The sequence below is a fragment of the Paenibacillus mesophilus genome, from assembly GCF_005938385.1.
GTDB lineage: Bacteria > Bacillota > Bacilli > Paenibacillales > NBRC-103111 > Paenibacillus_AB > Paenibacillus_AB mesophilus.
This window is the reverse complement of sequence record NZ_VCRA01000016.1, coordinates 35,963-54,493: the sequence shown is the minus strand read 5'-3', so window position 1 is coordinate 54,493 and position 18,531 is coordinate 35,963. Positions and strand designations below refer to the sequence as shown.

Here is an 18,531-nt window from a genome sequence, read left to right as displayed (position 1 = left end):
GTCACGCCAAGAACCACCTTTCCAGACTTGTTGGGTAAGCTTTAGAAGGTCACCGTCTATCATCCTTCATCGGTGAGCATGCATGGCGTAATGATGCCATTCGTGTACGCCCTCTTCCAGACGAGACGCTTGAATGCCTTTGCTTCTCAGGATTTGAACCGCCTGGGCGGACATGAGACAATAGGGGCCTCGGCAGTAAGCCACAATTTCCTTATGGACCGGTAAAGATGCCAGATGTTTCTCGAGTTCTTCAATAGGGATGGAAATCGCACCGGGAATATGGCCCATTGCGTACTCATCCTCCGGCCTTACGTCCAACAACAACACTTCGCCTTTTTCCATCCGTTCCATGAGCTCTTCCAAGGCGATACATTCCACGCTCTCGTGATGTCGCAAAATATCGGTCTTTAACCGTTGAATCTCGGCCAATTGTTTTTCACTCAGCCGATGCAAGGAAACCATAAAGTCGGCAACCGCCAATTCGGCGAGCTCATAAATCGCATAGTTTCCTTTTTTGGTGAATCGGACCAATCTGGACTCAAGCAGCGTTTGCAAATGCTGCGATACATTGGCGACACTCATGCCGGTACTCTTGGCCAGCTGGTCTACAGATTTAGGGGCTTGTGCCAGCAAGTCGATAAGCTCCAAACGTTTAGGGCTTGAAAGGCACTTGCCGATGCGGGCAAATTGCTCGTAAAGTTGATCTTTCCATTTGCGATCCAAGCTCAACACCTCAACTATTCAATTGTTTTATTGAATTGAATATATCTTACATCCACTTGATTGGAAGTGTCAAACCTTTTCTAGTGCCATATTTGAAGACGGGAGCTGATAACAGTGGACGACCGGTTACATAAACATCCGAGGAGCGTATCGCTTGGCACCCGCATAATCGCCTTTATGTGGGACTATATCCTCATCTTGGGCTACATCATCCTGCTGATCGGAGTCTCTTTTCCTGCACGGCCGCTGGTGACTCCGCTGTTTACGACAACTCCCTTGTTGGCGGAGCTCACCGGGTTTCTATTCATAACACTGCCGGTATATCTTTATTTTGCTTTGTGTGAGGGGTCGAAATCGCATGCAACATGGGGTAAACGTAAAATGGGGATTGTCGTGACCGGCACTAACGGTTTACCGATCGGACTCGTCCCCTCGCTTTTTCGGTCCGCCCTTAAATTCGTCCCTTGGGAGCTGGCTCATTTCACCATTTGGCACATGGTGCTTCCTTCCGACTACCCGGATTATTTCATTTATTCATTATTGGGAACGGTCTACGGTCTGGCGATCATTTACTTGATCAGTCCAATATGGGGCAAAAATAAACAAACGGTGTATGACTCTATCGCAGGGACTGTCGTAAGGTACAAGGATTAAGCCAGCGGCAAAAGCAATTTCGAGGCGCAGCACAATTAAACCGGCGTGGCCAAAGGCCACGCCGTTCCTCATCCGGTCACCGGATTTCTCCCAGTTTCCGTTTCACGATCCCGTTAGGAGTATCCACGACTTCGTACACATTCACGTAGTTGGTCGAGTTGAATTGATTCAGCTTCAAATTGGTAAACGTGATACTGTTGTCGCCTTCCAGCAGCTTGGTCGTCCCTTGGAACGGAAGCGTCTGGGTCGAAAGGACAAGCCCCGACGAATCTTCGATCTCGAATTGCAGCTTGGACACCGATGCATCCGTGACGATCTGGTCTCGGCGTTCCAGCGCGACATTGAAATTCAACGTATACGAGAATGTCGTACCCAACTGGCCGACCAGCAGATCGCCGCTGTTCACCGTAATCTTGTAAGGGTAAGCGTCCCATACGTCATCCGCCGTATTCTCCGGCTCGATGCCGAGCCTTACACTGTTCAGCGGTATCGAATCGGTGCCGTTATACAGCCGAAGCGCTACCGTCTGCCCCTCTTCCGCTTCCGGTATGATGAACGAATAGCTGACCATATAGCTGCTGTTGGTCGCGAGCTGCGAGATGACGTTCGCCTGGCGCGTCCCCGTGTACACGAGGCCGTTCTCTCTGACGATGTCCAGCGACAGTCCGGGGAGAGCAAAGGCGGAGTTGTCCAGATTGGTCAATTTCAGCTTCGCCACCGCCGTCTTGAATCCATAATTCTCATTGTCGTACAGCTTCAGCTCCGTTATGGCGGCATCCAGCTTCTTGTCGAGCGGCAGCTCGATCCGGTCGCCAAGCGAATAGTCCGTCCCGGTTCCTTGATTGTATATCTCGGCTTTGCCGAGCCCCGCGAGCAGAACCGGCACCTTATTGCCCGAAGCGGCGCCAGTCGACGAAGAACCGGACGATCCGCCAACCGCAGAAGAGCTCGCGCTCGAATTTCCGCTTGCCGCATTGCCCGTATTGCCGCTCGCGCTGCTGCCGCTTGTGCTACCGGTAGCGTTCCGCGTCTCGAACAGTGCCAATTGCAGCTCTTCGGCCGTCATCCCTTTCGGGAGCAGAGCGCTGAACGAGAACGTTTCCGTCTCTCCTTGGGACAAATACGCTGCATGCGTGTCCGAATCCGTGGCTGCAACCGTAACTCCCCCGGCGGCGGATTGGTACTTGGCCGACAAGCTCGGAACGGCTACGACGCGGCTTCCGTTGTTGCTTGCCGATATTCGGGTACGGATCCACTGTCCGTCCTCGCTTTGCGATACGATCGCGGATAAGACCTGAAGCGACACGATCTCTTGCCCTTGGCTGTCCGTCAAAGGGCGGGATTCGCCGATCGCCGTTACCGGAGAAACGGTACCTGCTCCCAGCTCCAGGCTGTCCAGCACGGCGGCTTTGTCGCCGTTCATGTAATAAAATTGCAGCGACCAGCCTTGGGCCGAATCGGAACCGGGAATGCCCGCCCGAACGGCTACCCGCTGCGGCTTGCCCGGGAGGAGCGATTTGTCGGCACCGTCGATGGCCGTTGCCGTCATCGTTTGCCCCCCGGCATTTTCCAGCCGCATCTTCAAGCCAGCCGGCAAAGTGGCGCCCGTATCGCCCAAATTGTCCGCGATCAGGTCGGCATAAATGTTCCATTCGCCGTCTTCGTAGACGGTATACTCGCTGCCGATGCGGAAGGCAACGCGGGAATCGGCGGGAAGCGAGCTGTCCATAGGCGACAGCGGGACCACCGCTTCCTGAACCGTTTCGGAGGATGCCTGCATAGCGTTTGCAACCGAGAACGATCCAAGGTCCGTCATCGCAATGCCGGAGCCGTAGCTCCACGTAAATACCGTTACGCGCAGCTTTTCCGGTTTAAGTCCCTTCAGCACCCGCGACTCGTACGCGAACTCCTGGTCTTTGCCGGGCTGCACCCGCGCGCTCTGTGTACCGCCAAGCTGTGCCGCATAGCCGAAGCCTTCATCGTCCGTCACGCGAATGCCGTAAAGGTTGTAATCGACGGACGTATTGCCGCCGTTGTGCAGCTTGACCGCGAATCGCAATATCGAATCGTCGGAGCCTTCGGACAGCCTCGCCTTATCCAATGTAAAGTAAACCGAATCGCTCAAATAAATCCCTTCTTGGCCCGCCTGCGCCGCTGCAGGAGCTAGCGCAAAGCACAGCAGGGCGACGATGAGAATTGCCGTTCGCATGTTGCGAAGCATGCCGCTTGTTCTTGTTGTTGTCATAGCACGAATGACCTCCATGTCCACGAAACGGCGATACAAGCGCAAACTTAGCGCCGCCGCTTCTTAATCAAATCGAAGCGCATCGATTGGCTTCAATCGCGATGCTTTGTTAGCGGGATACAGGCCGAAGATGACGCCCACCATTACGGAGAAGAGCAGAGCGTACAGGCCGAAATCGAGGGAAAGCTTCGTCGGCTGATCCGGATTCAGCATCGGCCAGCCGAGCGAGGCTCCGATCCCCAGCATCAGACCGAGCAAGCCTCCCAAACCGCTTATGACCGTTGCCTCCATCAGAAATTGGGTCAGGATGTGCCGGCGCTGGGCACCGATCGATTTGCGGATGCCGATTTCCCTCGTCCGCTCGCTGACCGTAACGAGCATAATGTTCATAATCCCGATTCCGCCTACGAGCAAGGAAATGAGCGCCACACTGATCAGCTGGTTGGTAAGCGAACTGGAAGCTTCCTTGCGCGCATTCATCAGCTCATCCTGGTTGGAGATGCGGAAGCCGTTGGCGCTCTTGAATTTGCTCGTCAAAAACTGCGTGATCGTTGTCTGGGCCGCCGCGAGCTGATCGACTTCCGGGGCTTCCAGGTAGGCAGTCCGAATTTGTCCCAGCTTGAACGTCCGGATTGCCGTCACGATCGGCACGATGACGGAGCTGTCCGGCGACGCGCCCCCGATACTGGAGCCTTTCGGCGCAAGCTTCCCGACAATCGTAAACATGATTCCGTCAATATTGATCTCCTGACCGACCGGATCGACCTTTCCGAACAGCGTCTCCGCTACCTCGCTGCCGACCACCGCCACTTGGTTGCGGAATTCGACATCGGCCTCGGCGATCGTTCTCCCCGATTCCATCTCGGTTTTCATCAGACTGAAATAACGGTCGTTCGTGCCGATTACGTTGTAGCTTTCCGCTTCGCGATCGTACTTGACGCTCGCATTGCTTTTCGTTACGGTCGGGGCGATCGATTCGATCTCGGGCAGCGTTTCCAGCTCCATCAGCTCGCTATAGTTGAGCTGCTGGGCGCGGCCGTTGCCGAGCAAGTTTACGACAAGCAGATTCGTGCCCAAGCTCTCGTACTGCTTCTCGATCTGCTCGGTCGTGCCTTGCCCGATCGATACGAGCGTAATGACGGACGCTACGCCGATGATGACCCCGAGCATCGTAAGAAGCGTGCGCATCGGCTTGGCCGTTATCGTACGGACGGCCATCGTCACGAGCTCCAATAGATTCATGCCCGCTGCACCTCCTTGACCAGAGGGCCGTTACGCTTGTCGTCCACAATCTCGCCGTCCCGGATCGATACGACCCGTTTGGCATTGTCCGCGATGAGCAGGTCGTGCGTGATGAGCACGATCGTATTCCCCTGCTCGTTCAGCTGGATCATCAGCTCCAGCACTTCCGTTCCGGTCTTGGAATCCAGCGCCCCCGTGGGCTCGTCTGCAAGGAGCAAGGACGGAGAGCCCGCAAGCGCCCGGGCGATGGCGACCCGCTGCTGCTGCCCCCCGGACAACTGGTTCGGCTTATGGTCGATCCGGGCCCCCATGCCGAGCGACTCCAGCATCCGCTTTGCCCGCTCCCTGCGCTCGCTTTTGCCGAGCCCTGCATAGATGAGCGGCAGCTCCACATTTTCCAAGGCGGTGAGACGCGGGAGCAGGTTGAACTGCTGGAAAATGAATCCGATCTTTTTATTGCGGACGCCGGCCATCTGACTGTCGTTCAGCTTCCCGGTAGCGACTCCGTCCAGCGTATACGTACCCGAAGTCGGCGTGTCCAGCAGACCAATCGTGTTCATCAACGTCGATTTCCCCGAACCGCTCGGTCCGACGATGGCGACGAAATCGCCCTCGGCCACGGTCATCGATACGTGCTTCAAAATCTGGATTTCTTCGGCACCCCGACCGTATGTTTTGCAAATATCGCTCAATTCGATCATATTCATCGTTATCGGCCACCTCCGCCAGCACCGCCTCCAGCACCTCCAGCGCCACCGCCGGCCCCGCCTCCGGGAAATCCTCCACCTCCCGCGCCGCCTCCCGGAAACCCTCCGCCTCCGGGGAAGCCTTGCATCATCTGCTGTTGCTGGTTCGTTGTCGAAGTAGTCCGGCTCTTCGGAAGAACGACGACGTCACCTTCATTTAAGCCGCCGGTTACTTCAATCGCCGTCTTGCTCTGGATTCCGGTCTGGATCGCCACGTTCTCTTCGTTCGTTCCGTCCGCCCGCTTCACGGTGACGGTCGTCGTTCCGCGCTGCCGCCGGACCGCCTCGATCGGGATCGTCAGCACATTTTGTTTATCTTGAATGATCACCTGCGCCGTTCCGGTCATTCCGTATTTCAGCTGCTGGTTTTTGTTATCTACAGCAATGACCGCATCGTAGTAAGTGACGCCGTTGGTCGTCGTCCCGACCGTCGACACCTGCAGCACTTCGCCTTGAAACGTTCTGCCCGCGATCGCATCGACCGTAATTTCCGCTTTCAAGCCGGGCTTGATGTTCGTCAAGTCCAATTCGTCGACTTGAATCGGCAGCGTCATGACGTCCAGACTGGCTACGGCGCCGAACAAATTGCCCGACGTCACCGTCGCCCCGACTGGATAATTGGCGAGTACGTTCGCCTTCTGGTTGGCAAAGTCGGTGGAGAATACGCCGTCAAACGGCGCTCTCAGAGTGAGATCGTCGATTTTTTGCTGCGCGGAATCAACCGTCCGCTGTTGGCGCTCGATGCCGGCCCGCTTGTCCGCAATCGAATCGTCCAGCGTATCGTTGACGACGACCGCGATCAGATCGCCCGCTTGGACGGTGTCGCCGTCCTTCTTCTTCATCTCCGATACGGTACCCGACGTTCCGGACAAAAGGACGACCGTCTGCAGCGCCTCCAGCTTGCCGCTTCCTTTTCCTTTGATCTCCCGGCCGTTCATGATAACCGTACCGGTGGCCTCCAAGTCCGCCGCCAGCGTCCCGTCATTGTCGACCGAGACAGTCACCTCCACAAGCCGGTTGCCGGAGGCGTCGGCCTTCACCGTCTGGCCCACCGATTGAACGGTGCCGGTCTTCGTTAGGGCGAAGCCCGCGAATGCGAGATCGACGCCGTCCCCGGCTTTGAATTGCGCCGCCTCTTCCAATAAGAAGGGCAGCTTGACCGTCAGCTTCGAAACGACGGAAACGGTGCCGAGCTTCCCCGACTTGCTGACCGAGGAGCCTATGTCCAAATTCCCCAGCGCAAGCTTGCCTGCCGCGGGAGCGACGATTCTCAAGTTCTGCTTCTGCTTGAGCAAATCGTCCAAATCCTGCTGCAGCGTATCCAGCGTAGTTTGCGCATCCTTCAAACTCGCCTCCAACGTGCTGTTCGAAATTTCCACCAAGATGTCGCCCTGCTTGACCGCTTGACTCCGGGTCAAATTCATCGTCTTGATCGTCCCGTCGGCGGTGGCCGCGATGTTTTGCAAATTTTGCGTGGAAAACTGTGAAGTGCCCGAGACGGAGAGCCGGATGTTCCCTTTCTGGACTTTCGCCGTCGATTCCACAGTTTGAGCCGCATTCGTCGTACGATCGGATTTGACGAAATAGTAAGTGCCTCCGCCGCCCAGAACGACGACCGCAGCGGCTGCGACAGCCCATTTGACAACACGTTTCATTGCCATGCTCCTCTTCCTTCCCCAAGCGTTGACGTTTGTTCTGCCTCTTCCTTAACTATAAAGCCCGATGCCCGGAGCGTCCTTAACAGGGCCTGAGCGTTACCTGAAAGTTTGCTGAAAGGGAAAGGATGACTTTTATGGATACACGAAAGAAGGGTGGAAAAGACTCGGTCTCCACAAGCTTGGCTTGAAAGGCTGGACTTATGCCCTTGTCGTCCCGATCATTCCGCTTGCCGCCGGTTTCGGGCTCGTGTGGCTCGCTGGGTTATCCTCGCTCGTCGTCGGCGGCGACTTTCAAGGCTACAGTTGGGCCATATTCCCTTTCGTTACCGCGGTCTCTTACATTCAAGCCGTACTTACGCAGTCCATGGGCGAAGAACTGGGGTGGCGCGGCTACTTGCTGCCGGTCATGATGGGGTGCATGAGCAAGAAGAAGGCGATGCTGCTGAACGGACTTATTCACGGCGTATGGCATTTTCCGATTATACCTGAATACCGAAGCGTATCATGCCGACGAGGACGTATGGCTGCTGCTGCCTCTGACCTTGGCGAGCACCGTCTTCCTCGCTCCCGTAATCGGCGAACTGCGTCTGCGTACCGGAAGCGTCTGGACTTCCTCGATGCTGCATACGACCCATAACACACGTCTGGATGATTTTGGCGAGCCTTTCCGTTCATCAGACCGAGGCGGCGAAGTACATCGCCGGCGATATGAGCATTGTAGTTGTGCTTTTCTACGCGGGATTGACAGGGTACATCTGGAGCAGAAAGAAAAGAGGCTAGTTTTTTGTGGAGGGACCGTGTGAGGGTGTGATATGGTAATTGTTAGAAAACAGTAGTCTTGCTCATAGGGGGCAGGATTCACTGCGCCTGACGAAAGGAGGTCCCCTCATGCCTTCCATTTCCATGAAAATGCCTGTCCGCTTTGCTTATAGGTTCGACACCCCGTACAAAATGCAGTTCCATACGCATAGGGAATACGAGGTTTATTACTTTCACCAGGGGTACTGTACGTACATCATAGGCGGCCACATCCACGTGCTGCGTCCCGGGGACCTTATTCTGATGGACGGCATGACGCTGCATAGCCCCAATCCGGACCCTCAAAACTACTTGCGAACCAACATGCATTTCGACCCCGTTTATTTGCGCGGAGTCCTTAACGATTCCATCTTTACGAGCGCTTTCGAGACAATCGGACTGCTCGGCAATCATATTATTCATCTGAAGGGCGAAGCGCGGAACGAGGTAGAGCGACAGCTTTATAAAATGAACGACCTGTACAGACGCAACGATCCGGTCTCCTTCCGCCGTTTTTTGCTCGCCCTGCTCGACTTGCTGTACTACATTCAGCAGTTCTGCCCCTCTCCCGGCCAGTCGATGCGCAAAATGACCGAAAAAGAGCTCCATGTGCAGCGGATGCTTACCTACTTGGAGGCGCATTATACCGAGGATCTGCACATGGAGCTGCTGGAAAGCGAGCTGTATTTGAACAAAACGTACTTGGCCAAAATATTCAAAGAAGTGACTGGCATGACGATCTTCATCTATTTGAAAATGCGCCGATTGAATCAAGCCAAAATCATGTTCATGATGGACAAGGGCATCTCCGTATCCGACGTTTGCTACGGGGTAGGCTACAAGCACTTGTCGCATTTCAGCCGCTTGTTCAAGCAGGAATTCGGGTGTACGCCCGAACAGTTTCAACGGATCGCACATCATGACATTCCGCTCATGACAGCCCCTCGGCGGTAATGCGCGGCATCCGTCCGGCATTCGGCACATGGCCGACCGCCCAGCTATTTCTTCAACTTGTTTTTCAAATCCTCGATCGCTTTGTTGCCCTCTTCCTCCATATTCCGGAAGGCGGTGTTGATGTCTATCGTCCCTCCCGCGATGTCCTTGTAATATTTGCCGTATATCGGGAACACGACATCGTCATATATCGTTTTGGGCATAATGGCCGAGCTCTTGGCGTAGTAAACCGACTTCAAGTTTTTGTTGGCATGCCGCGTATCTTGTCCGAACGCTTTCCGAATCGTTTCGTTTTTCACTACGGGCATGTTGCCGAGCTTCGACAGCGACATCTGATTTTCGTCCGAAGTCAGGAATTTGATCACTTCCATCGCGGCCTCTTTATGCTTACTTGTCGACGTAATCGAGAAATAGGTCGGGTAGTTTTGCGGGGCCAGGTCGGGAGCCTCCTTAAACTTCGGAAACGATGTCATATCCCAATTCAGCGTGGATACGTCCTGTGTAAATACAAGCGAAGTCAGGAAGCCGTACATCGCCAAATTTTTTGTTTTCACAAACTCATTCGTTTGGGGTACCGCCTTCTTGCTCACTACTTCCTCCTTGTAGCCCGGCGCTTCCGCAGGGCGCACAAAGACGTTTTGGTAGATCGATTTCCACTTTTCGTTGTTGACGGCTATTTTGTTCGTGGCGGGATCGACGAGCGGCAGCGACAGCGGGTTCAGCCGGATAATATGACCGTACGATACGGCGAGCCCCATGTACTGCACGGAAGCTTCATAACGGGTAAGCTTCTTGTTCATCTCCAGCGCTTCGTCCCACATCATGCCGTCCTTCGGATAAGACACCCCGAACTTGTCGAACAAGTCCTTGTTGTAAAAGAAGGACAACGTATTGGTCACGACCGGCAATCCGTACAATTTGCCTCCCGACATTTGCTTCATCGCATCGATGTCGCTTGCTTCGAAACGGCTCATATCCAATTTCGATTTGCCGATCAGCTCGGTCATGTCGTACTGCATGCCGGATTCCTGTATTCCGCCTACGAAGTAACCGACCGAATCCCAATAAATATCGATCGGCTGCCCGGCGGATATCAAATTCTGAAACGTGTTCGTCTTGTCTTTCTGCAAATATTTGATCGTGAAATTCGGAAACTTCTTGCGAATCGCATTCCCGAACCGTTCGTCGAAGCTTTCTACCGAATCGGCGCTGTTGGAAAAGAAAACCAACTCCAACGATTCCTTCGTAATATCCGCTTGCTGCTTCACCTCGGTATTGGCCTCTTGCTTGCCGGCGCATCCCGTAGTAATCACAAGGACGATCGCGGATGTTGCTGCAATCGCTTTCATTTGTTTTAACATGACTACCCCTCCGTATCGAAAATTCCGTATAAGCGGCTTTCATTATTCACCCTGTTAACGTTTCATGATGTTAACGCTTCCAATATGCCGGTTTCGATCCTCCCTTCCATACATGCGTTCCCATTCATTGTATCAATCTTTCCGTTTTTCATTTTGCATGCCATTCTGCTTTTGCGGCCCGGCATTTAACTGTCGTTCTACTGTTCACGGGTACCCGAAAAAAAACAAAAACCCCCGTACGCCTTCTCAATGGCGTACGAGGGTTTGCACTGCGGCGCTTGAAGCGGAACGCCTATCCCAGCTTGCGAAACAAATCTTGGAAAACCTTATCCCTTTGAATATAATGAACGTAGCGGATAAAGTGACGCGACGCGTCGAAGCTCCAACGGAAATCTTCGGACAGCAGCGGGCTGTGCACGAGCTCGTTCGGCAGCCATGCTCCTTCGATCAAATAAGCGATCGCGGACATGTCCCAGATGACCCGGGAATAGCCTGCATGATCCTTGGCGCAGTTTTCGAACGTTTCGTACAAATAAGCGCCGACCGATCCTTTATCCTTGACGTAATCTCTCACTTCAGACAACGTCGTCAGCAGATGCGACGATACGCCCAAGCAAGGGATCAGCACGAGCGGGACGCCGCTGTTCAAGACGATGCGGGAGGCGTGCAAATCCTGGAACAGATTGAACTCCTTCGCCGTCGGCCAGTTCAGGGCATGCCCTCCGAGCCATACGACGACGATTTTCCCGATAATCCGCGGCTCCATCAATATCGCGGAGGCTACATTCGTAATCGCTCCGATCGCCACGACATACAGCGGATCATCATCGGGACTGGCCATAGCCCGCTCTACGAGGTTACGGGCCGCTTCGCTGTCCGCCGGTGTTTCAGGCCCCGGCAAGTAGCTTTCCGAGCCGCGATAAATCGGGACACCGGACATTTCCGGGAGATGGGAGCGGATCTTCAGCAGCTCCTCATAGCTTTTCTCCATACCGTCCTTCGGCCCCGTCGACAGCTTGTTATGGAAAGGCGCCGCGTAGAACGCTTCGACCTGCAGCTGCTCCGGCGATTTCATCGCGTACACGACAGCGAACTGATCGTCGATTTCGTTAAACGTGTCGGTGTCGAGCACCATGCGCACTTTGCGCTTCGGATGGGTCAGCCGCTGCAGCAGCTTCTCTTGGGTCAACTTCGGGAAATCGATCACGGTACTATTCCTCCTAGAATGGCTTCATCTGCCCATGCTCTTGAAACTCACATTCATCTTACACCTACAAAGCCGCCGCATATTTTCACGATTCGGCGATGTATTTATACGATTTGGCTATCCTCGTACGGATGGAGAGGGGGACCGTTCGATGCTCGCTTCTATGGATTTCATCTTTCACGGTTTGCGGCCGATTCACACGTACATGCCGATTCACCGCCATCGCTGCTACGAGCTTGTTTATTATGTGACTGGAGCGGGTTCTACCCGGCTTGGCGATGTCGAATACCGATATGAACCGCATACCTATACGGTCATCCCTCCCGGTATGCCGCACGACGAGAGGCGGGCTCTGGATACCGAAGTTATATTCATTGGCTTCAGTCTCGCCAGCCGCGAGCTGCCGCCGCTGCAGCAAGGCTTGTTTCAGGATTCGTCCGCTTCCCCCATTCTTGGCTTGCTCCAGAGCATGAGAACGGAAATGCAAGAGAAGCATGTCTTCTTCGCCCAGAAGCTCAATATGCGGATCAGTGAAATTATGATCGAGCATCTGCGCTCCGTCACGACCGGAGAGTCGAGCCGTCCGGACGACAACCTGCTGTATGCCCGCACGTTCATGGACGAGAACTACAATCAGAAAATATCGGTCGAAGAGCTTGCCGATATGGCGGGTTACAGTTACCACCATTTCCGCCACCTGTTCAAGAAGAAGTTCGGCGTCTCCCCGATTCATTATTTGATGGAGAGGCGGTTGGAGAAAGCGCGCAGCCTGCTGCGCTATACCGAGCTGTCCATCACCTCGATCGCAATGGAGTGCGGGTTCTCCAACGACGCGCAGTTTTGCACGATTTTCAAGAGAGAGATCGGCGAGACGCCCCGCTCGTTCAGGCACAACGGTTACCGTTCGACGCTCCAAAGCCAGGTGTAACTGCTGCCGTATCGGGTCCGAACAGACCCGACCTATTCCACGCCAAAACACCCCCGCTCCGCATTCGGATCGAGGGTGTTCTTCGTTGATAGACTGCACTCTTCTATTATCCAGACCGATTGACCGATTCGAGCAGCCCGTTCAAAGCCGCCGCATCCCGCAGAAATTGCTCGGGCTCGTTGTTCCGCACGAATTCGAGCAAGACGGCTCTTCTTTGCCTGAGCGGCCGCATGATGTCCAGGTAGCTTCTCCATTCGTCCACGCCTTCCTGCAAAAGCAGCCGTTCTCTTGCAACCATGTGGAACACATGAACGGTCGACAGCCACGGCAGTATGCGCCGCAGCCCTTCGGACCGTATCTCCGGCGTCTCATCCAACGCCGCTTGCCAGCAGCTGCGGACATGGGGAGAAGCGATCTGCTCCATCAGCTGCACGGTTGAATCGACCGTATCCGTCAACGTGTTGTTGTGGAATTCGAAATCGACGGTGAGCCCGTGCGCCGCCGCCCGTTCGGCAATACGCCGCGCATCCTCGACCGTACGGCCGCGAAGCTCCTCGTCCGCTTGTGCGGAGCCTACTCGGCCCGCCCATACCCGGATGGACGGCGCCCCGAGGTGCAGAGCGCTCTCCAATACCCGGTCGAATTCTCCCTCAGGTTCGTCCCCGACCCGGTAATAAGAAGCGTAGCCGGATACTTGCAGTCCGGCCTCCGCCGTCATCCGCGCCGTGTCGCGGGCAATGCCGCTTTCCCCCGGAGGCACGTGGACGTCGCTGCCCCACTCGATAAGCCGCAAGCCCGCCTTGGCGGTCAGCTCCACAATTTCCTTTACCTGCAGTTGCCGGAACGTTACCGACAGCATGCCGCCGACAAACAACTGTTCGCCGCTCATAGCCGCACTCCCCTCCCCATAGGCAATCAAGGCGTCAAGCCTTTCATGACAAAAGCGATCGTCGCCTCCAGCTCCCGCTCGTCTTCCCACCGCGCGCCTTCCCGCATCCCGTAAAACTCGCGGGTCAGCACATACCCCATAATCGCGGAACCGCTAAGACGCATAATCGTCGTCGCCGGCAAATCGATCAGCTTGCCGTCGGCTTTGAATTTATCGATGACCCGCCCGAGCCGGTCTAGAACCTGCGACAAGACGACCGTCTTGAACTGCTCCTGCAGATCGGGATGAAACGGAATTTCCTGCACAACGATTTTAAGCAGGCTCCTGTTTTTTTGCAAAAACGCAATCCGGTTCTCGATCATCGCCCGCAGAAATTGGTCGTAGCTGTCGTACTCCTTCTTGAGCACCTCGCCGAACTCCCTCAGCACGAACGGCGCGATCAGCTTCACCATCGCCGGCGTCACGATGGACAGCAGCAGCTCTTTTTTCGTTTTGTAGTGGCGGAATATCGTCCCTTCGGCCACCCCGGCGCGCTGGGCGATCTCGCTCGTCGAAGAAGCGGCGAAGCCTTTCTCCGCGAACACCTCGATGGCCGATTCGAATATCCGCTTCTGCTTCTCGGTCATTTTATTCCCGGCCGTTCCGGCTTGCAGCAGCTCTTCCATCCACGGCTCGATTTCGCTATTCATTTGTGCCAACTCCCTTGCGGACTTGCCTTTGCGACCATTTCCCTCGATCATACCACAGTTCCGTCCGGGTTGTTAAATCGCCCGCTGCTTCTTCAGGGCAATGACGTTCAGCAGCGCGAACGCGACGGAGAATCCGAGCAATATATAGATGTCGAGCTGGATGTCGGCGAAGCCTTCCCCTCTGATCATAATGCCGCGCATTGCGTCAGCGCCGTAATAGAGCGGCATTACGTAGCTCAGCTTCTGCAGCCATGGCTGCATCGCCTCCAGGTTGAACAGCCCGGAGAAGAACACCTGCGGGACGATGACAATCGGAATGAACTGAATGATCTGAAATTCGCTGCCCGCATAAGAGGACAGCAAAGTGCCGAGCGTCAATGCCGTCAATGTAAGCAGCAAGTTCATGAGCAGAACGAGCCAGATGGACCCTTCCATATACAACCCGAGCACACCGATCGAATACCACGCGATCAGGGCGGCTTGCAGCAAAGTAAACAAGCCGAAGCCGGCCAAATACCCCAATACGACCTCGTACCGGCGGATCGGAGTGGCGAGCAGCCGCTCCAGCGTTCCGGTCGTCCGCTCGCGCAGAAACGCTACTCCCGCGAGCAGGAAGACGAAGAAGAAGGAGAAGAAGCCGATCAGCACCGGGCCGAACGAATCGAACGAGGACATCGACTCTTTGCCGTGCAAATAAGTGACCGTCGGCTGCACGGCCGGCATATCGGCCTGCATCGCCCGCTGCAGCACGAGCATGACCGCCCTATTGATCGAAGGATCGCTGCCTTCGAGCGCAATGGCGGGCTTGCCGCCGTCGATCGACAGTACCGCGTCCAGATCTCCCTGCTCCAACGCCTGCTTAGCCTGAACCGCATCCGCATACGAAGTCACGTTCGCTTCCGTGTTCTTCAGCCGTTCCGCCAGTTGCAGAGGGATGGATACCGTCCCGATATCCAATTTGACCGCCTGGCCGTCGAACACGAAGTGCATTAAAGTCAGCACAAGCAGCGGTGCCAGGAACAGAAGCGCCAAAGTCCGCTTGTCGCGTACAAACTGCCGAATAATCCGGATGGCGAGCGCTCGGATTCTCATCTTCCGCCACCTCCCCCAAGCGCGATGAACGCGTCTTCGATGTTCGTTGTCCCGCTCTTTTCCTTGAGCGCGCCAGGACTGTCTACCGCAGTCAAACGTCCCTCCCGGATGAGCGCGATCCGGTCGCATTTGTCCGCTTCATCCATAACATGAGTCGTCAAAATGATGGTCGTCCCCCGCTCGCGCAGAGCGAGCAGCTCTCTCCAGATCGATTGCCGGAGAACCGGATCGATGCCGACGGTCGGTTCGTCCAGCACGAGCAGCTCCGGCTCGTGCAGCAAGGCGATGGCGAGCGACAACCGTCGCTTCATGCCGCCCGAATAAGCGGCAACCGGCTTGTTCAGATGATCGAGCAGATCGACGACGGCCATCGCCGCCTGAATCCGCTCGTTCCGGCGAGCTCCCGCCAATCCGTACAGGGAGGCGAAGAACAGCAGGTTTTCCTTCGCCGTCAGCTCGTTATACAGCGCATCCGACTGCGCCATATACCCGAGCCGCTGCAGCATCTGAAGCTTCGGCATCGGTTCGCCGAGCAGCCTTACCGTGCCACCGTCGGCTTTGTCGATACCGGTAATCAGCTTGACCAGCGTCGTTTTGCCGGAACCCGAAGGACCGAGCAGGCCGAACAGCTCGCCGCGTTCGACATGCATAGTAATCCCGTTCAATACGGGACGATTGCCGAATGTTCTCGTAAGATCGCGAAGATCGACCGCAGGAGAACGGGAAGATTCGTTAGCCGTCGTAATGGACATTCGAGCGCACGCTCCTTTTTGTGAGTAATCACTCACTCATTTATCAAAGCCATTATACTTGGCGGATCCGCTTCTTGTAAAGTGAGTAATCACTTATTTTGTCCGATTGGGAAAGTTGTCTTCGGCAAGGTATACTAGGGGAAATGCAGTTTGTGAGGGATGTCCTTTGCTCCGTATATTCGCCGTTACCCGACAATTAACCCCGATACCCGATATTACACTGGATCAACTGAACGGGCCCGACGTCATGTGGTATTGGGTCGACTTCAACGCGCCTACGGAAGAGGAAGCGCGGAATTTGGAACAACATTTTCATTTCCACCCTTTGGCCATCGAGGATTGCTTCCATTTGCTGCAACGGCCGAAGCTGGATCATTACGAGAACGTTCATTTTTTCGTGCTGCACGCTCTCGACCAGACGAATTTGTCTGCGCAGGAAGTCGACCTGTTCGTCGGAAGCCATTTCCTGGTCACCTTCCACCACAAGGAGCTGAAGGAGCTGGACGATGCGTGGCTGCGCATTACGACCCAGAATAACGTGTGGGGGCGGGGGCCTTTGTATGCGATGTATGCCGTTATGGACAATCTTGTGGACGAATATTTCCCCGCCGTCTACCAGATCGAAGATCAATTGCTCGAGATCGAAACGGGCGGCGGACGCAACATGAGCCCCACCTTGATGAATGATGTGTTCGAAATCCGCTCGAAGCTGCTGAAATTGCGCAAAACGATATTCCCGATGCGCGATTTGCTGTACCGGGTCGTTAGCTCCGATCGGGTCGAAGGTTTGAAGGAACAGCTGGTATACTACACCGATATTTACGACCATCTGCTGAAGCTGTCCGAGCTGATCGACGCGAATCGCGAGATGACCGCGGACTTGAGAGACAACTACATCTCGCTCAGCTCCAACCGGATGAATACGATTATGAAAACATTGACCGTCATCACGACTATATTCATGCCGCTTACGTTTATTGCCGGCATCTACGGAATGAATTTCAATTTTATGCCCGAACTCCAGTGGCATTGGGGCTATTTTGCCGTGCTCGGGACCATGTTCATGATCGGCTTCGGGATGTATGCCTGGTTTCGGAAGAAGGGCTGGTTTGATTGACGACCCGGCTTGCTTCGGCAAATGCACATAAAGGAGCCAAGTCCGCACAACGGCGACCTGGCTCCTTTTCGGCTGCAGCCATTACTTTACTTCAAATTCAGGACCGTCATACGTCAAATTGATCTTGATTTCGCCGGAGGCGAGTTTTTTGGACAACTCTGCGATTTTGTCCGCTACCTCTTGAGGAACGGTAGGAGCGAGAGCCAAACGAACGGCGTCCGGATTGTCAATGCCGATCTTCTTGATCACGCCGCCCTCCCAATCTTTCCCTACGAGATCGCTGATCGCGGAATAGACCGTTTGGCTGGAATCGGCGATAGCCGATGCGATGAATACGTCCGGAGCGTCGGCGTACCAATCCCGCACATTGCCGATTTGGAATACGCCGTTCTCGCGGCACGCCTCGATGGCACCGATTCTTCCGGCATTCAGCATAGTGAAAATAATGTCGGCGCCTGCCGCGATTTCCGCTTCCGCAGCTTTTCTTGCCACGGCCGGATCGTCTTGATTGCCGTTAAAGGTGGTCAAGAAGGTGGCAGTCGGGTTCGTATATTTCAAGCCGTCGGCGAAAGCGGCTCTGCCGAGCAATCCCGGCGTTACGCGAACGCCCGAAATATGGCCGACGATGTTCGTTTTGGTCAACATGCCGGCTGCCGCTCCGGCAAGCCATGCCGACTCCTCTTGCAGCACTTGATAGCTGGACAAGTTTTTGCCGGTGACGCTTCCTTGCGTAACGACAAATTTAATATTCGGGAATTCCTTGGCAACGGTTTGGGCGGCCGCATTGGCTTGTCCGCCATGGGAAACGATCAAATCGGGCTTTCCTTCGGCCAATTCCCGCAACGCTTCCGTGATCGCCCCCGTCTCCGGTTTGATTTGCTCCACGTAAGAGATTTCGACTCCCAATTGGTCTCTCGCTTTCAGCAGTCCGTTCAATCCCGCCTCCATAAAACCGCCGTCTCGAGCTTTTCCAGGAAACAACGCGGCAACCTTATACGGTTTTTTGCCTTTGGGCTGATTCTTCTTTTCGCTGGTAAGTTGTGAGGAAAATCCTGATGAAACTAGCAAAATAACGATGATCAAACTAAATAATGACAGCTTTGAACAAAGACGTTTCATGATGCACATCCTTCCGCATGGTTGTTTTTGGATTTCGGATACAGCATATAAGCTTTCGAAAAACTTGTCAATAATTGTATAGAAATTCACATAATTCGACATGTACTCCGGGCATTTGCAGCTATTCGACAAAAATCAATATATTTTTTTAAAAAAAACAGCTTGAAATGGGAAAGTGGTATCATATACACTTGCATTGGAATTAATGACCAAAACCATAATACTCCAAATTGTGACAATAGCAAACTTTTCGAAAGAAGAGGACGCAAAGCCATTGGGCCTAAAGAATGATTCATTCTATGGCAGCCAGGTTGCCGGAAATTGGGATCGTAATCCATCCCCGTTTTTGGGGATGGA

The 18,531-nt window shown here is 54.6% G+C and carries 17 protein-coding genes and 1 riboswitch; of the genes, 5 read left to right on the top strand and 12 right to left on the bottom strand.

Annotation, left to right across the window (positions count from 1 at the left end; translation table 11 throughout):
• Positions 1-66: 66 nt before the first annotated feature.
• Positions 67-723 carry an ArsR/SmtB family transcription factor gene (locus tag FE783_RS24670; RefSeq protein ID WP_138882049.1) on the bottom strand — a complete coding sequence of 219 codons (657 nt, stop codon included), beginning with the start codon at positions 721-723 and terminating at the stop codon, positions 67-69.
• Between the two features lie 114 nt (positions 724-837).
• On the opposite strand from FE783_RS24670, the gene FE783_RS24665 reads away from it, so the two are divergent.
• On the top strand, positions 838-1,377 hold the full coding sequence (locus tag FE783_RS24665; RefSeq protein ID WP_238403246.1) for an RDD family protein: 540 nt from the start codon (positions 838-840) through the stop codon (positions 1,375-1,377).
• A 76-nt stretch (positions 1,378-1,453) separates the two neighbouring features.
• On the opposite strand, the gene FE783_RS24660 is transcribed toward FE783_RS24665, so the two are convergent.
• From FE783_RS24660 to FE783_RS24645, 4 genes are all read right to left on the bottom strand, one after another.
• Positions 1,454-3,622, bottom strand: a complete 2,169-nt coding sequence (locus tag FE783_RS24660; protein ID WP_138882048.1) for a hypothetical protein — start codon at positions 3,620-3,622, stop codon at positions 1,454-1,456.
• A gap of 63 nt (positions 3,623-3,685) precedes the next feature.
• Positions 3,686-4,864: an ABC transporter permease gene (locus FE783_RS24655; protein WP_138882047.1), complete on the bottom strand. Its 1,179-nt coding sequence runs from the start codon at positions 4,862-4,864 to the stop codon at positions 3,686-3,688.
• On the bottom strand, positions 4,861-5,571 hold the full coding sequence (locus FE783_RS24650; protein ID WP_138882046.1) for an ABC transporter ATP-binding protein: 711 nt from the start codon (positions 5,569-5,571) through the stop codon (positions 4,861-4,863). Before FE783_RS24650 ends, FE783_RS24655 begins: the two co-directional genes overlap by 4 nt.
• A gap of 2 nt (positions 5,572-5,573) precedes the next feature.
• On the bottom strand, positions 5,574-7,271 hold the full coding sequence (locus tag FE783_RS24645; RefSeq protein WP_138882045.1) for an efflux RND transporter periplasmic adaptor subunit: 1,698 nt from the start codon (positions 7,269-7,271) through the stop codon (positions 5,574-5,576).
• Positions 7,272-7,452: 181 nt separating this feature from the next.
• On the opposite strand from FE783_RS24645, the gene FE783_RS24640 reads away from it, so the two are divergent.
• A complete protein-coding gene (locus FE783_RS24640; protein WP_138882044.1) occupies positions 7,453-7,905 on the top strand; it encodes a CPBP family intramembrane glutamic endopeptidase in 453 nt (150 codons plus the stop codon).
• Between the two features lie 251 nt (positions 7,906-8,156).
• On the top strand, positions 8,157-9,020 hold the full coding sequence (locus FE783_RS24635) for a helix-turn-helix transcriptional regulator (RefSeq protein ID WP_138882043.1): 864 nt from the start codon (positions 8,157-8,159) through the stop codon (positions 9,018-9,020).
• Positions 9,021-9,064: 44 nt separating this feature from the next.
• Here the strand turns inward: FE783_RS24635 and FE783_RS24630 are convergent, their stop codons facing one another.
• Positions 9,065-10,381 carry an ABC transporter substrate-binding protein gene (locus FE783_RS24630; protein WP_138882042.1) on the bottom strand — a complete coding sequence of 439 codons (1,317 nt, stop codon included), beginning with the start codon at positions 10,379-10,381 and terminating at the stop codon, positions 9,065-9,067.
• A gap of 292 nt (positions 10,382-10,673) precedes the next feature.
• Positions 10,674-11,588 carry a nucleoside hydrolase gene (locus tag FE783_RS24625; RefSeq protein ID WP_338015899.1) on the bottom strand — a complete coding sequence of 305 codons (915 nt, stop codon included), beginning with the start codon at positions 11,586-11,588 and terminating at the stop codon, positions 10,674-10,676.
• A 151-nt stretch (positions 11,589-11,739) separates the two neighbouring features.
• Here FE783_RS24625 and FE783_RS24620 point away from each other — a divergent pair, with 151 nt between their 5' ends.
• Positions 11,740-12,516: a helix-turn-helix transcriptional regulator gene (locus FE783_RS24620; protein WP_158302009.1), complete on the top strand. Its 777-nt coding sequence runs from the start codon at positions 11,740-11,742 to the stop codon at positions 12,514-12,516.
• A 106-nt stretch (positions 12,517-12,622) separates the two neighbouring features.
• Here the strand turns inward: FE783_RS24620 and FE783_RS24615 are convergent, their stop codons facing one another.
• The 4 genes from FE783_RS24615 to FE783_RS24600 all read right to left on the bottom strand — a co-directional run bounded on the left by FE783_RS24615 (position 12,623) and on the right by FE783_RS24600 (position 15,938).
• On the bottom strand, positions 12,623-13,405 hold the full coding sequence (locus tag FE783_RS24615; RefSeq protein ID WP_138882040.1) for a sugar phosphate isomerase/epimerase family protein: 783 nt from the start codon (positions 13,403-13,405) through the stop codon (positions 12,623-12,625).
• 26 nt (positions 13,406-13,431) lie between these two features.
• A complete protein-coding gene (locus FE783_RS24610) occupies positions 13,432-14,094 on the bottom strand; it encodes a TetR/AcrR family transcriptional regulator (RefSeq protein WP_138882039.1) in 663 nt (220 codons plus the stop codon).
• A gap of 72 nt (positions 14,095-14,166) precedes the next feature.
• The gene (locus tag FE783_RS24605) at positions 14,167-15,186 is read right to left on the bottom strand and encodes an ABC transporter permease (protein ID WP_138882038.1); all 1,020 of its coding nucleotides are present in this window, start codon (positions 15,184-15,186) and stop codon (positions 14,167-14,169) included.
• The gene (locus tag FE783_RS24600; protein ID WP_138882037.1) at positions 15,183-15,938 is read right to left on the bottom strand and encodes an ABC transporter ATP-binding protein; all 756 of its coding nucleotides are present in this window, start codon (positions 15,936-15,938) and stop codon (positions 15,183-15,185) included. Before FE783_RS24600 ends, FE783_RS24605 begins: the two co-directional genes overlap by 4 nt.
• Before the next feature lie 166 nt (positions 15,939-16,104).
• On the opposite strand from FE783_RS24600, the gene corA reads away from it, so the two are divergent.
• Positions 16,105-17,055, top strand: a complete 951-nt coding sequence (gene corA, locus FE783_RS24595) for a magnesium/cobalt transporter CorA (protein ID WP_138882036.1) — start codon at positions 16,105-16,107, stop codon at positions 17,053-17,055.
• A gap of 81 nt (positions 17,056-17,136) precedes the next feature.
• On the opposite strand, the gene FE783_RS24590 is transcribed toward corA, so the two are convergent.
• Positions 17,137-18,174 (bottom strand): BMP family protein, encoded by a 1,038-nt coding sequence (locus FE783_RS24590; protein ID WP_274381458.1) that lies wholly within the window; start codon positions 18,172-18,174, stop codon positions 17,137-17,139.
• A gap of 230 nt (positions 18,175-18,404) precedes the next feature.
• A riboswitch (cyclic di-GMP riboswitch) is annotated at positions 18,405-18,493 on the top strand.
• The last annotated feature ends 38 nt before the right edge of the window (positions 18,494-18,531 follow it).

Bases quoted from the DNA above. Each gene is read 5' to 3' on its own strand.
- FE783_RS24660 (WP_138882048.1), bottom strand. From the start codon at position 3,622: ATGACAACAACAAGAACAAGCGGCATGCTTCGCAACATGCGAACGGCA.
- FE783_RS24655 (WP_138882047.1), bottom strand. From the start codon at position 4,864: ATGAATCTATTGGAGCTCGTGACGATGGCCGTCCGTACGATAACGGCC.
- FE783_RS24650 (WP_138882046.1), bottom strand. From the start codon at position 5,571: ATGAATATGATCGAATTGAGCGATATTTGCAAAACATACGGTCGGGGT.
- FE783_RS24645 (WP_138882045.1), bottom strand. From the start codon at position 7,271: ATGGCAATGAAACGTGTTGTCAAATGGGCTGTCGCAGCCGCTGCGGTC.
- FE783_RS24635 (WP_138882043.1), top strand. From the start codon at position 8,157: ATGCCTTCCATTTCCATGAAAATGCCTGTCCGCTTTGCTTATAGGTTC.
- FE783_RS24630 (WP_138882042.1), bottom strand. From the start codon at position 10,381: ATGTTAAAACAAATGAAAGCGATTGCAGCAACATCCGCGATCGTCCTT.
- FE783_RS24620 (WP_158302009.1), top strand. From the start codon at position 11,740: ATGCTCGCTTCTATGGATTTCATCTTTCACGGTTTGCGGCCGATTCAC.
- FE783_RS24615 (WP_138882040.1), bottom strand. From the start codon at position 13,405: ATGAGCGGCGAACAGTTGTTTGTCGGCGGCATGCTGTCGGTAACGTTC.
- FE783_RS24610 (WP_138882039.1), bottom strand. From the start codon at position 14,094: ATGAATAGCGAAATCGAGCCGTGGATGGAAGAGCTGCTGCAAGCCGGA.
- FE783_RS24605 (WP_138882038.1), bottom strand. From the start codon at position 15,186: ATGAGAATCCGAGCGCTCGCCATCCGGATTATTCGGCAGTTTGTACGC.
- FE783_RS24600 (WP_138882037.1), bottom strand. From the start codon at position 15,938: ATGTCCATTACGACGGCTAACGAATCTTCCCGTTCTCCTGCGGTCGAT.
- FE783_RS24590 (WP_274381458.1), bottom strand. From the start codon at position 18,174: ATGAAACGTCTTTGTTCAAAGCTGTCATTATTTAGTTTGATCATCGTT.